At 52.1% G+C, this 13,231-nt stretch carries 15 protein-coding genes; 5 read left to right on the top strand and 10 right to left on the bottom strand.

What is annotated here, in order from left to right; genetic code table 11:
- Positions 1 to 69: 69 nt before the first annotated feature.
- The 3 genes from aspS to INP77_RS14595 are packed head-to-tail and all read right to left on the bottom strand — an operon-like array spanning position 70 to position 2,770.
- Entirely contained in the window at positions 70 to 1,860 is a 1,791-nt protein-coding gene (gene aspS / locus INP77_RS14605; protein WP_194749815.1) for an aspartate--tRNA ligase, read from the bottom strand.
- A gap of 33 nt (positions 1,861 to 1,893) precedes the next feature.
- Positions 1,894 to 2,493: a DUF502 domain-containing protein gene (locus INP77_RS14600; RefSeq protein ID WP_194749814.1), complete on the bottom strand. Its 600-nt coding sequence runs from the start codon at positions 2,491 to 2,493 to the stop codon at positions 1,894 to 1,896.
- 10 nt (positions 2,494 to 2,503) lie between these two features.
- Entirely contained in the window at positions 2,504 to 2,770 is a 267-nt protein-coding gene (locus INP77_RS14595) for an FmdB family zinc ribbon protein (RefSeq protein WP_194749813.1), read from the bottom strand.
- A gap of 127 nt (positions 2,771 to 2,897) precedes the next feature.
- Between INP77_RS14595 and INP77_RS14590 the strand changes: the two genes are divergently transcribed.
- Positions 2,898 to 3,092 (top strand): hypothetical protein, encoded by a 195-nt coding sequence (locus tag INP77_RS14590; RefSeq protein WP_194749812.1) that lies wholly within the window; start codon positions 2,898 to 2,900, stop codon positions 3,090 to 3,092.
- Between the two features lie 26 nt (positions 3,093 to 3,118).
- Here INP77_RS14590 and INP77_RS14585 read toward each other — a convergent pair whose 3' ends face one another.
- The gene (locus INP77_RS14585) at positions 3,119 to 3,490 is read right to left on the bottom strand and encodes a glycine cleavage system protein H (RefSeq protein ID WP_194749811.1); all 372 of its coding nucleotides are present in this window, start codon (positions 3,488 to 3,490) and stop codon (positions 3,119 to 3,121) included.
- A gap of 214 nt (positions 3,491 to 3,704) precedes the next feature.
- Here INP77_RS14585 and pbpG point away from each other — a divergent pair, with 214 nt between their 5' ends.
- Complete coding sequence (gene pbpG / locus INP77_RS14580; RefSeq protein WP_194749810.1) at positions 3,705 to 4,787, top strand: D-alanyl-D-alanine endopeptidase; 1,083 nt, start codon at positions 3,705 to 3,707, stop codon at positions 4,785 to 4,787.
- Positions 4,788 to 4,844: 57 nt separating this feature from the next.
- Here the strand turns inward: pbpG and INP77_RS14575 are convergent, their stop codons facing one another.
- The 3 genes from INP77_RS14575 to INP77_RS14565 form a co-directional block, all read right to left on the bottom strand.
- A complete protein-coding gene (locus INP77_RS14575) occupies positions 4,845 to 5,240 on the bottom strand; it encodes a DUF3106 domain-containing protein (RefSeq protein WP_228518968.1) in 396 nt (131 codons plus the stop codon).
- A 178-nt stretch (positions 5,241 to 5,418) separates the two neighbouring features.
- Positions 5,419 to 5,790 carry a DUF3619 family protein gene (locus tag INP77_RS14570; RefSeq protein WP_194749808.1) on the bottom strand — a complete coding sequence of 124 codons (372 nt, stop codon included), beginning with the start codon at positions 5,788 to 5,790 and terminating at the stop codon, positions 5,419 to 5,421.
- Positions 5,791 to 5,793: 3 nt separating this feature from the next.
- Complete coding sequence (locus tag INP77_RS14565) at positions 5,794 to 6,369, bottom strand: RNA polymerase sigma factor (protein WP_194749807.1); 576 nt, start codon at positions 6,367 to 6,369, stop codon at positions 5,794 to 5,796.
- Positions 6,370 to 6,687: 318 nt separating this feature from the next.
- Here INP77_RS14565 and INP77_RS14560 point away from each other — a divergent pair, with 318 nt between their 5' ends.
- Together INP77_RS14560 and INP77_RS14555 are read left to right on the top strand one after the other, a co-directional pair.
- Positions 6,688 to 8,280, top strand: coding sequence for a nitrogen regulation protein NR(II) (locus INP77_RS14560; protein WP_194749806.1), 1,593 nt, complete (start codon positions 6,688 to 6,690; stop codon positions 8,278 to 8,280).
- Entirely contained in the window at positions 8,281 to 9,771 is a 1,491-nt protein-coding gene (locus INP77_RS14555; RefSeq protein ID WP_194749805.1) for a sigma-54 dependent transcriptional regulator, read from the top strand.
- Between the two features lie 45 nt (positions 9,772 to 9,816).
- Here INP77_RS14555 and INP77_RS14550 read toward each other — a convergent pair whose 3' ends face one another.
- Complete coding sequence (locus tag INP77_RS14550) at positions 9,817 to 10,827, bottom strand: sodium:calcium antiporter (protein WP_194749804.1); 1,011 nt, start codon at positions 10,825 to 10,827, stop codon at positions 9,817 to 9,819.
- Positions 10,828 to 10,953: 126 nt separating this feature from the next.
- On the opposite strand from INP77_RS14550, the gene ampD reads away from it, so the two are divergent.
- A complete protein-coding gene (gene ampD / locus INP77_RS14545) occupies positions 10,954 to 11,511 on the top strand; it encodes a 1,6-anhydro-N-acetylmuramyl-L-alanine amidase AmpD (RefSeq protein ID WP_194749803.1) in 558 nt (185 codons plus the stop codon).
- Here the strand turns inward: ampD and INP77_RS14540 are convergent.
- Both INP77_RS14540 and INP77_RS14535 read right to left on the bottom strand, forming a co-directional pair.
- Entirely contained in the window at positions 11,508 to 12,425 is a 918-nt protein-coding gene (locus INP77_RS14540; RefSeq protein ID WP_194749802.1) for a DMT family transporter, read from the bottom strand. The genes ampD and INP77_RS14540 overlap by 4 nt on opposite strands.
- A gap of 269 nt (positions 12,426 to 12,694) precedes the next feature.
- On the bottom strand, positions 12,695 to 13,231 hold the full coding sequence (locus tag INP77_RS14535) for a GNAT family N-acetyltransferase (protein WP_194749801.1): 537 nt from the start codon (positions 13,229 to 13,231) through the stop codon (positions 12,695 to 12,697).

The following is a 13,231-nucleotide window of genomic DNA, read 5'->3' as shown; positions in this document are numbered from 1 at the left end:
CGCGCCCGTCTGGGCGCGTTGATCACAAAACAGAGACCTGCAACAATCTCGTGGCAAGTCGCCCGCATGTTAGCTGCCAGCAGCGTTTTGCTGACGTACGCGAATATGCAATTCACGCAATTGCTTCTCGTCCACCTCGTTAGGCGCATTGGTCATCAGACATTGTGCGCGCTGGGTTTTCGGGAAGGCAATCACATCACGGATTGATTCGGCGCCAGCCATCAGGGTAACCAAACGATCCAGACCAAATGCCAAGCCGCCATGCGGTGGCGCACCGTATTGCAGTGCATCCAGCAAGAAGCCAAATTTCTCTTGCGCTTCTTCCTTGCTGATCTTCAATGCATCAAACACCTTGGACTGCACCTCTTGCTTGTGGATACGCACGGAACCACCACCCACTTCCCAACCGTTGAGCACCATGTCATACGCTTTAGACAAGCAAGCGCCTGGATTGCTGACCAACAGGTCTTCATGACCATCTTTCGGTGCAGTAAACGGGTGATGCAAGGCGACCCAACGGTCTGCATCTTCGTCGTGCTCAAACATCGGGAAATCCACCACCCACAATGGCGCCCACTGACGACCATCGACATGGCCTTTTTCATGGCCAACCTTGGTGCGTAGTGCGCCCAGGGCTTCATTGACGATCTTGGCTTTATCGGCGCCAAAGAATACGATGTCACCGTTTTGCGCACCCGTGCGCTCAAGCACGGCTTGCAAGGCATTGACGTGAATGTTCTTCACAATCGGGCTTTGCAGACCTTCTTCGTTCAGTTTGGTAATGTCGTTGATCTTGATATAAGCCAGACCTTTGGCGCCATAAATTTTGACGAATTCGGTATAGGCATCAATCTCAGAGCGGCTGATGGCCGCACCGTTAGGCACGCGAATCGCAGCCACGCGGCCACCGGCCATATTGGCAGCACCGGCAAACACTTTAAAATCCACATCCTTCATCACATCGGTGAGCTCAGTGATTTCCAGTGTCACGCGCATATCAGGCTTGTCAGAACCGTATTTGTTCATCGCCTCAGAGAAGGGCATGCGCGGGAATTTGGCGGGCAGGTCGATATCCTGCACCTTTTTCATCATGCGACGAATCATCTCTTCGACGATGTCCATGATGTCGTTTTCTTCCAGGAAAGAAGTTTCAATATCCACCTGGGTAAATTCTGGCTGACGGTCTGCGCGCAGGTCTTCGTCACGGAAACATTTGGTGATCTGGAAGTAACGGTCAAAACCGGACACCATCAGCAATTGTTTGAACAATTGTGGTGACTGTGGCAGTGCAAAAAACATGCCGTGGTGTACGCGTGAAGGCACCAGGTAATCACGTGCGCCTTCTGGCGTCGAACGGGTCAGCATTGGCGTTTCTACTTCGATAAAGCCATTTTCATCGAGGTAGTCACGCAGGTTTTTCGCCACTTTGTAACGCAACATGAGGTTTTTCTGCATGGCCGGGCGGCGCAGATCGATATAGCGATGCTCCAGACGAACGGTCTCGGTCAGATTGTCGTCATCCAGCATGAACGGCGGTGTCAGTGAAGCATTCAGTACTTCGATCTCTGTCGCCAGCATCTCCACTTCGCCGGTTGGCAGGTTGGGATTCACGGTGCCTTCAGGACGGGCACGCACTTTACAGACCACACGCAACACAAATTCATTACGTACGGTTTCTGCGATGGCAAATGCGTCTTTGGTATCCGGGTCAATCACGATTTGCGCCAGACCTTCGCGGTCCCGCAAATCAATAAAAATCACCCCCCCGTGGTCGCGACGACGGTGAGCCCAGCCACACAGGGTCACGGTTTGTCCAATATGTTCGCGGTTCAAGTGACCGCAGTAATGTGTACGCATCATAATAATTTTATAAAGTTTAAAGTGGTGTTGCGGTTAATGTTGTTTAGGCAAGGGCGCCACTGTACCCATGCTGATGATGTATTTCAAGGCCTGATCTACGCTCATATCCAGCTCGATCACATCTGCCTTGGGCAGCATCAAAAAGAATCCTGAGGTCGGATTAGGCGTGGTCGGCACATACACACTGACATATTCTCCCTGCAAGTGCTTGCTCACATCGCCACCCGGCGTGCCGGTTAAAAAAGCGATGGTCCAGACGCCCTGCCGTGGGTACTGAATCAACAACGCCTGGCGGAATGCGTTACCGGAGTCAGAAAACAAAGTGTCTGATACTTGCTTGACGCTGGAATAAATAGACTTGACCACAGGCACGCGGACCAGCAAGCCTTCCCATAACACAATCAGTTGCTGGCCAAAAATGTTGGTCGCTACCAGACCGGTCGCCAAAATAATGCCCACGGTCAGAATCACGCCAAAGCCTGGAATATCTACGCCCAGCCAGGCTTCTGGCCGCCAGGCGACGGGCAACAACAGCAGACTCTGGTCCAGCGTTTGCACTAAAGTTTTTAGCACCCACACCGTAATGAACAATGGAACCAGTACCAACAACCCTGTAATAAAGTATTTTTTCATGCTTGTCTTTTTAGTGGCAGGCGCAACCCGGTGAGCACTTGGCAGCGTCTCCGGCACTGGCAGATTCAGATGAAGAGCTGCTCTTGGCTGACTGGTTATTTTTGAAATCGGTGGCATACCAGCCACTGCCGGTCAGCTGAAAATTGGGCGCCGACACTTGCTTGCTAAAGGTTTGCTGCTGGCATTGCGGACAAGCCTCCACTGCAGGCGCAGAGACCTTACGCATCAACTCTTGCTGGTAACCACAGGCGGTACATTGAAAATCGTAGATAGGCATTTTGAACGTCAACCGGAAAGATAACTTGCTTAAAAACTAAACAAAGACAAATTATACCCGATTCGCGTTACAAATCATAAAAAGCAGCGCGATGTATTTGAATTAAAAAGACTTTAAGGAACCCGCCATGCAATCACTGTCACTTAAAATACCCCTTAGCCTGATCGCACTATTTTTTCTGAGCTTAGCCAGCCGCGATTTGAACATCCATCACACCATGTTATCGCTAGATCAAAAAGCCGACACAGTGAAAGTAGCAGCCCTCACGCCAGCCGAATTGGCAGCCACCAAGCGCCCGCTCAGGATAAAACAGGCGGACTAAGCAACCCCCAGCTAAACCATCAGCCACTAAAGCTGTGATTCATAAGCTGATTGATCAAGCAGCCCTTCTGCACCACTGGCAGTCGCTGCCAGCTTGAACAACCACGTGTCATAAGGATGATCATTAATGCGCTCAGGTGAAGACAATGCCTGTTCATTGACGGCGTCCACGACCCCGGTCAAGGGCGCATAGAGATCAGAACCGGTCTTGACTGACTCAATCAGGCCGCACACCGCCCCTTGCTCAACAGACTGCCCCACTTTGGGCGGGTCCACAAACACCACATCCCCCAGCATATTTTGGGCGTAGTCAGTAATCCCAACCAGCCATAATCCATCTTCGCCTTGCGCTGCCCAGGTGTGGTCTTTGGAAAAGAAGTATTTCAAGCCTGCTGACATAGAATTTAAAAATCAAAAGTTTAGTAGATAATTATTGTGCCATAGTCTGCACAACGCGCCAAAACTTATTCAGACAGGCAAGCAAATTGCTTAACTTTTCACACGAAAAAATTGCGATAAGTGATTGACGCTGAATAATTACTGGGCAATAATGAGGCGGGTTTCAGGAAGGTTGATTATGAGTTTTTACAAGCACTGTTTTAAAGTTTTACTAATGTGTTCAATTGCTTTTGCACCTGCGGGTCAAGCCATTGCCAAATCATCCTCCAAGAAACAAACCGTTTCTGCGAGCAAAAGTAAAAAATACAGCGCGCGCGTTTCTTCACAGTACCGCGTTAACCCTGAAAAAACCAAAGGGATGCGCCCGGTGAAATTACACTCGCATGCCAGAAAAGCGGCGCGACCGACGGTCGATGCCGAGATGTTTGATTCGTTCCAGGGCAAATCGCTCAACAATGGCAATTTGTCCATCGCCTCCACCAAGGCGCTGGTCATGAACCAGAACACGCACGAGATCATTTACTCCAAAAACCTCGATACGCCGACGCCGATTGCCTCCGTCACCAAACTCATGACTGCCATGGTCGTGCTGGATGCAAAACTTAACCTGAATGAAGAAGTATCCATTACTGAAATGGACGTTGACTACCTGAAAGGCACTTCTTCACGCCTGCCAGTCGGCACCACCATGACACGTGCCGACCTGTTGAACCTGGCGTTGATTGCCTCCGAAAACCGTGCAGCTTCTGCGCTGGCAACGCACTATCCAGGTGGTAAGGCCCGTTTTATCCAGGAAATGAACGCCAAAGCAGCCAGCCTGGGCATGATGAATACGCATTTTGAAGACTCCACTGGTCTGACCAGCAACAATGTCTCAACCGCCATGGACTTGGCCAAAATGGTTCACGCAGCGTATCAGTACCCATTAATACGCCAGATTACGACCACATCTGATTACGACTTATACGTGAATAGCAGACGCCAGCCGATACACTTTCACAATACCAATGCCTTGGTGCGTGACAGCTCCAACAGCAGCTGGGAAATTGGCCTCTCCAAAACAGGGTACATCAGTGAAGCAGGCCGCTGCCTGGTGATGCAGGCAACCATTGCGGGTGAACCACTCATCATGGTGTTGCTGGACTCCGTTGGCAAATTGACTCGAATTGGCGATGCCAAACGCATCAAAAAATGGATGGAACACAACTACAGCACCCTGACCTCCCAGAGCGCGGGCTCCGGCATTGTGCTGACCGGCCTGTCGATGAGCAAGTCTTTGAATGAAGAAGCCAACTAATCCTGAACTCTCATAAAAAAGGCCCGCATCCAGCGGGCCTTTTTTATGAGAGAAAGTTTAATGCTCTGCGCCATCAAACTCAGGATCATAACCTTCACTGATCGCCGATTTTTGCTTGTGCTGCTGCCACTGTTTGCGCAAAGCTTCTTTTTTCTCGGGACTCAAGCTTTGAAACTGCTGGTAACGTTTGCGCGCATTCTCGCGCTCGTAGGGCGTCATGCGGCTCCATTTCACCAGTTGATGCTGGATGCGCTGCTGCTTCTGCGCATCCATTTTTGGATACTCCTTGGCAATATCGAGCATTTTCTCACGCTGCCAGGGCCGCAAGCTATCCCACTCACTGGCCAAAGGCGCCAACACGGTTTTCTGCTGTTCCGTCAACTGTGCCCAAGTCACATTGGCCGCAGGATCGGCCGGGGCCAGGTCATTCTTGATCGCCCCGATATCGGCCATCGCCATCACGCGCGAGGCAGCGGCCTCGCCGGGGAACGCTTCTGCAGCCACAAAACTCGGCAACGAAGTGCCGAAACAGAATATCCACCCTATCCACAAAGAATGATTTCGTATCATTTCTCATTATTCCATGAAAGCATTTTGTATCGCCCGGCGCACAACCCTACCCAAAGCGCCATCAAATATCTTCTGAATACTGCCAGGCAGCAAACCCGTTATCGACAAATGCCTCGACAGGCATATCATCGCTGAGCAACAGCGCATCATCATTCTGGCTGTTAGAGATAAACATCAAGCCCACCGCAAAAAAAATAGAGAACGCGGCCATCCCTGCGACACGGGGATGCCCCCATGAAGCCCATGACAACACATCCGACCAACCGGAACGGGCCTGATGCGCAGCTGCATGTTGCGCCAAAGCAGCCTGACGGGCCTTCGCCAACCGGTCTTGCACTGCGGCAGACAGCGGCCGATCATCCTGCTTGAGTGCCTGCACCCCTTCGCGCAGAGGGGTGGGCAAGTCATCATCCACGTGACGTTGTATCCTCATGCCTTACTCCTTGTTTGGCAGTTTCCGGCGACCAATGCCGGCCTGCTCCATTAACATTGATAACGCACTGACTGCTCTGGAGCAGTGCGTTTTAACACTTCCTTCTGAACATCCCATCACCGACGCTGTTTCAGCAACGTCTAATTCCTCCCAATAACGCAGGACGAAGGCTTCCCGTTGACGTGCTGGTAATTTTGCCAGGGCTTTTTCAATCAGGCGCATCACTTGTGACCGCTCGAGTTGCTCGGCAGGATCCCCTTCCTGGGTTTCCACCTCTATCGTTTCAAGTGGGTCATAGTCTTCATCCTCTTGCGAACCGAGTGACGAAAACAGACTGGTCCACAAGTTGCGCACTTTCTGCCGCCGCCAGTAGTCGCGCATGGTATTTTGCAAAATGCGCTGAAACAGCAAAGGATATTCTTCAATCGGCTTGCTGGCATATTTTTCAGCCAGCTTCATCATGGCATCCTGCACGATATCCAGTGCGGCATGATCGTCACGCACCGCATACGCCGTTTGCCTGAAGGCCCGTTTTTCAACCTGGCGTAAAAAATCCGATAGTTCTTGCGCACTCGCCACTACAAATTCCCATTCCCGCGATCGTCAGTTTCTCATGCTGACAAAGGTGCCATTTTTGCGACATTGTTGTGAGTGTTTATCCGTCTAAAACAAATATGCACGGTTTTATCTCCCTCTGACAGGGAGTATATCAGTTTTAAATTTAATTACTGTTAGAATAAGCCTGCGAATTGCCACGTGATAACGGCCACAAGCTCAATAGCAAAAGCACACTATTTATGCTCACAATTAAAAAATAATGTTTATGCCTTGTCCAGTAAATTGCCAAGTAGTGCAAGCCGCCGCTCGGCAACCCTCCGTTTTTTCTGCGTGCGCCTTATGATGATCAGCACGATTGAAAGAACTCCTGATATCCAGCACTTGCGCCTGTATACGCTCTTCAGGCTGGGGGCCTCGGGCATGCTGTTTGGTAGCCAGCTATGGCCATTTTTTCGCAATGCCCCGGCAGAACCCTCGCTCACCTTTTGGGCATTGCTGTTATTCTTTTTATACGCGATTGCTGTCAGTGTCAGCTTTGAGTCCCTGCAATGCAAGCAAGGGCTAGCCGTCAAGATCCAGACCAGCCTCGACATTGTTTTTATCGTGCTCATGCTGCATTTTTTACCTGGCAACCAGAGTGCGATTGGGTTGCTGCTCATCATCAATATCATCTTTGCCGGGCTGATCAGCGATGGCCGCTTTGCCATGTTTTATGCGGCCATTGCCACCATAGGCATTCTGCTCGAGAACACTTTTCAGCTGTTAAACCGCAACGTCCCCATGAACGATTACAGCAATGCAGTGCTGTTGTCATTGAGTTGCTTTGCGACGGCCTGGCTGGCACAAACGCTGACTGCACGCATGCAAAGCAGTGAAAAGCTGGCCAGTCAGCGTGGGCGTGATATTGAACATTTAGCCAAAACTAACGCCCTGATCACGCAAGAAATGCCTAACGGGGTGCTGGTGATAGACCAGCACCAGCAGCTCAAACACTACAACCTGCAAGCCTGCAAGCTGCTGGGGTTGGAAGAATCACAAATGCTGGCAGCGCTGGAACTCTCCACCCCGGTGGAGCAACTGATTCCGGCAATCATGCAATTATTGCGTACGACGCCCTCGGCCAAACTGGCCTCGCCAGATGCCACCAAACTCAGTATCAACAATCGCGACCTCGGTATCCGCTTTCACGCCATCTCAGAAAATGCAGACAATGGTGTGGTGATTTTTATTGAGGACTGGTCACAAATACAAACCCAGGCCCACCAGGTAAAACTGGCGGCACTGGGCAGGCTGACAGCGAATATCGCGCACGAAATCCGCAATCCGCTCAGTGCGATTAGCCATGCGACGCAACTCATGCAAGAAGACTCGCAGCAGCCAGGCACGCAGCGCATGCTGCAAATTATTTCTGACAACGTGCAGCGGCTGGACCAGATTATCAAGGATGTGCTGGAGTTGAACCGGCGCGACCGCACCAATCAGGAAAAATTAAATATCAACAGCTTTGTACTGGAGTTTTATCAACAGTTTTGTGCGGTAGAAAAGATTGCCCTGAGTGATTTCACACTCAGTTTGCCTGCAGCAGAAACCGGCATTATTTTTGATCGTCGGCACATCAACCAGATTTTATGGAATCTGTGTAAAAATGGATGGCGGCACAGTCAGCAACAGGCACAAAGCCTGCAACTGAACGTCGTGAGCGATAAAAGCGGACAGTTTATTCACCTGCTGGTCAGAGACGATGGCCAAGGCGTGGACCCGAAAATTCAACCCCACTTGTTCGAACCGTTCATGACCACGGAGAAAACCGGGACCGGGCTGGGCTTGTTTATCGCAAGAGAGCTGGCTGAGGCCAATGGCGCAAAATTAAGTTATACCACGGGGGCCGGTGGCACCCAATTTTCACTGACAGTTAAAAAGGCAATTGTTTAAATGGCAAACACTTATCGTTGTCTGGTAGTTGATGACGAAACCGATATTCGCGAACTGGTCGTCCTGACACTGGAACGTATGGGCATACAGGCCGAGAGCGCCAGTACCGTCACAGATGCAAAACATATGCTGCAGTCTTTCAGCTATGACTTGTGCCTAACCGATATGCGCCTGCCGGATGGCTTGGGCCTGGAACTTGTACAGCACATCAATGCACAATTTCCGGGGCTGCCCGTCGCGGTAATTACGGCTTATGGCAGTGCAGAAAATGCGGTTTCTGCGCTCAAGGCCGGGGCCTACGACTACATCACCAAACCGATTTCACTCAAACAGTTGCGGCCATTGGTCGAGTCTGCGCTCAAGCTTTCCTCGCAAAAAGAATCTCAAGGAGCCAACACCGTCGATTTGATTGGGGCGTCTCCGGCCATGGGCTATGTCAGGACCATGATTGCCAAGCTGGCACGTAGCCAGGCCCCTGTTTACATCAGCGGTGAATCTGGCAGTGGTAAGGAGCTGGCCGCGCGTCTCATCCACCAGAACAGCGCCCGCAAGGACCAGTCTTTTGTAGCAGTTAACTGTGGCGCCATCCCCGAGAACCTGATGGAAAGCGAATTCTTTGGCTATAAAAAAGGGGCCTTTACCGGCGCCGTTCAGGATACGCAAGGCCTGTTTCAGGCCGCCAGTGGTGGCACCTTGTTTCTGGATGAAGTAGCCGACCTGCCGCTGGCCATGCAGGTGAAACTGCTGCGCGCGATTCAGGAGAAAAAAGTCCGCGTGGTGGGGAGCACCATTGAAGAAGCGGTGGATGTACGCATCATTTCTGCCACGCACAAAAACCTCAATGCCATGATGGAAAAAGGCGAATTCCGGCAGGATTTGTATTACCGGCTCAATGTGATTCAGCTCAAGATGCCGGCCTTGCGTGAACGCCCCGAAGACATTCCGGAGCTGACAGAACGTTTGCTGACCAAGTTGTGCCAGACACAAGGCATAGACATCCCGGTGATTGCCGATGATGCCAAAGTGTTTATTCAGCAACTGCCCTTTCATGGCAATGTCCGTGAACTCGAAAACATGCTGGAACGCGCACTGGCGCTATGCGATGGCCAGACCATTACGGTAGAGGACTTGTCGCTGGAGGACATGCCTGCGCAACTGAGTGATCGCCCGGTGTTGCCCTGGAAGGCCCCTGTATTGGAGCGCGCCAACGAACCCGTGGCGAAAGCGGCTGACGTGGTCCCGCCAGCCAGCACCGCACCCGCGACGGTCCCTGGAACCATGTTGCCGATGGATGTGAGCTTGTCTGATTATCTGGAAGACATTGAAAAGCGCACGATTCTGCAAGCCCTGGAGAAAACTAACAATAATAAAACTGCGGCGGCCAAATTACTGGGCATCAGTTTCCGCACTTTGCGCTACCGTTTATCCAAGCTAGGATTATCGAAAGAGCAAGACGCGGACCTGGACGACGCAGACGGCGACGAAGAGTAAAACAAAAAGGCGACCAGAAGGTCGCCTTTTTTCATCCAGTCAGGGTTAGCTTAATACAATTGCCAGATAGGCCAGGTAGAACAGGCCGTTGACAAGCAGGTGCCATACCAGCAAACCACCTTTGGCAATGCGGTAACGTACCCAGATGGCCGCCAGCAAGGTGATCAGGATGCCGAGCGCGACCTCTTGTCGCGGAGACCAGTCAGTCAACATAATGCCGATTGCCGGCAACAAAGTGCCTTGAAACACCATGGCACCGGTAATATTGCCAAACGCCAGCGTGTCTTTGCCTTTGCGTATCCACAAAATGCTGTTTACTTTTTCGGGCAGCTCGGTGGCAATCGGGATAATCAGCAAAGACAGCAACAAGGCTGACACACCCAAAATGGCAGCCGCGGTTTCCACCTCGTTAATAAAGCCTTTGGCACCGACGATAAGCAAAGCCAAGCCAAGCAACAATTGCAGCAGAATGGTGACCATGTTGGTGGGCAAGCCCAGCCGGGATAACATCATGACATCCTCGGCCTCGGTCGCGTGCCCCTCCTCCACCAGGCCTTTAGACGCCTTGATGGTCATCAACACATACACAAAGTAGATCAGAATCATGAGGATACTGATACCGTAGCGCACCATGGGGACGGTGTGCGGAATAAACATGGCCACCGTGGCAAAGATAAACGCCAGAATAAAGAAATTCAGATCACGGATCAGGCCGGTGCGCTCGGGACGGATATGACCGTGTGCGCCACGACGCTTTAAGACTGAAAAGGCCATCAAACTGATAGATAAGGTTGCCAGCATCAAGGGCGCGCCCAAAATGGCACCCACCCCGATGTCATTGCCGGCATGGCTATCGCCCGTGGAGGACGTATACGAAAAAATCGCCAGCAATGGCACCAGCGTCTCTGGCAACGCAGTCCCCACCGCCGCAAAAATTGAGCCTGTCACGCCTTCAGAAATCCCCAGGCGCTCCCCCAAATGTTCCAGCGCGTTGGTAAACACCTCTGCTGCCACTAAAATCAACACCAGCATCAGCAATAATTGTAAAAAAACCATACCTGTCCCTGTCTGGCGGTCATGAATCCTGCATGCGTCCACCGCCCGATCCGCATGTGCATGCCAAAGGTGTGCACGCGGGCGAAATCATAACGCAATTCGGTCAAATTCACCTACAATGTTTATATGTCACGCTACTTGTCACCCATGATAGAAATTGATCATGCTGGCTTTGCCAGTCATGCGCGCATCATCACCTCGCCCAATCAGGACGACCGGCCTGAGCATGCGGCCATCGACATGATCGTGATCCACAACATCAGCCTGCCACCGCAACAATATGGCGGCGAGGGCATTACACAGTTATTCACCAACCGGCTGAATGCGGACGAACACCCTTACTACGCAGAAATTGCGCAACTCAGAGTATCTTCACATTTTCTGATCCGCCGTACCGGTGAGCTATTGCAGTATGTGAGTTGCGCGCAGCGGGCATGGCATGCCGGCGTTTCACAATGGCAAGGCCGCGAACGATGCAACGACTTTTCAGTTGGCATTGAACTGGAAGGCTGTGATATTGAGGCGTTTGAAGATGCGCAATATGTCACCTTGCAAGCCTTGGTCAAGGCGCTACAGCAACGCTATCCCATCCAGCATATTGTCGGCCACGCTGATATCGCACCGGGGCGTAAAACCGACCCCGGCCCGTTTTTTGACTGGCAGCGCCTCTCTACGAATGCTTAAGCCTTCGTAGCCTTATCCAGGCTCACTGCCATCACCCCGGCCAGCACCAGCAGGGTACCCAGCCCCTGTACCCATGAAAGGTGCTCGCCCAGGAACAGGTAAGCAAGCAAAATGGTAGAGACCGGACCAATCGCACTGATCAGCGAGACTTTGCGGCTCCCCAATTGCTGGATGCCGAGATTCATCAACATCGAAGGTAGAACAGTCGCCACCAGCGCCATCAACAAAGCCAGCATGTATACCGCCTGCGGGAATGAGGCCACCTTTTCATACGAACCATTGCAGGCAAAATGTGTAGCGCTAGCGAGCGCGGCCAGACCCATGGTCAACGCAGTAAAGCGGCTGGCCCCCAACTTGGGAATCAGTTGCCCGCTCACCAGTAAATAACCGGCATAGACAATCGCACTAAGTAACACCAGCCCAGCACCATACAAGGTGTCTGCAGAATCGAATCCCGCTAGCGCCACATCATGCCAGACTACCAGCACGACACCTGCATAGCTGGTCACCATGGCAAACCACTCACGCCGGGTAATCTGGTGTTTAAGAAAAATCGCACTCATCACAACGACCAAGGTTGGGTATAGGAATAAAATGACTCGTTCCAGCCCGGCAGAGACATAACGCAAGCCTTCAAAATTAAGCCACATCGACCCATACCCGCCAGCCATCGCTAACAATGCCAGCTTCCACCAGTCGTGGCGCGCCATACGCACAGGCGTGCCTTGGCGCATAGCCCACCAGCCAAGTGCAGCGAAGAAAGGAATAGCAAACGCCATCCGCAAGGAGATCAAGGTCGCTGCATCTACATGATAGGCATAGGCCAGCTTGACCATAATCGCTTTTGACGAAAAGGCCACGGAGGATAACAGTACCAACATGGCACCGTAATAGGGGTGAGTCGCGTCTTTCATATGTGCCCTAAATAAAAGGGCTCGCCGGGAGGGAGGGACAACAGATCAACCGCGGAGAGCCCGCGGTTGCATGAGATTTACGACAAGCAGCAACCGCGGCACGCTGTGGCGACCAGCCACAATGCCTTTCGGTGCATTGCCAACACAATAGTTGAGAAAAATTGCTTGTTCATAAGGTTGGGCAATTTACGTGGATTGGCAAAAATGGTCAAGCGTCTTGTGATACACCGACGACAATTGCCTGATGTTGGATGATTGCCACGATAGCCTCAACTTAAGCCAAGCGGCTTTTGCAGGGTGATCAGCTGCATGTTTTCGACCTTGGCCTGCCACATCTCTGGCTGGTAGGGAAACGGCCTGACCTCCCCGGTCGGCTGATAACCCAGCCGCTGATAAAACGCGATTAATGCCTGCCGCAGACTGACAACCACCATTTGGCTGGCCCGCACCTGCCAATGCTCCACCGCCCATTGCTCAGCCGCCAGAATCACTGTTTTGCCATACCCGCGGTTCTGCGCAGTCGGCTCTACGGCAATCATGCCCAGATGCACGGTCTGCTGTACAGCATGCCATTCGGCACACAGCGTCACCGTCAATTGTGATGCCACCCAGCCGGTGAGTATCTGAATATCATCCCGAGCGAGCAAACTCAGCACCTCCTCTGGCGTGGTACGCTTGCCATCGAGCAAATCAGCCTCCGTGGTCCATCCTGCCCGGCTGCTCTCGCCGCGATACGCACGATTCACCAGTGCCGCGATGATGTCGGCCTCCTGCGCTTGCGCAGGTCTAATCTCTAACTCAGTCAT

The sequence above is a fragment of the Methylophilus sp. 13 genome, from assembly GCF_015354335.1.
Taxonomy (GTDB): domain Bacteria; phylum Pseudomonadota; class Gammaproteobacteria; order Burkholderiales; family Methylophilaceae; genus Methylophilus; species Methylophilus glucosoxydans.
The sequence above is the reverse complement of the archived record's forward strand: the minus strand, read 5'-3'. Positions and strand labels throughout refer to the sequence as shown.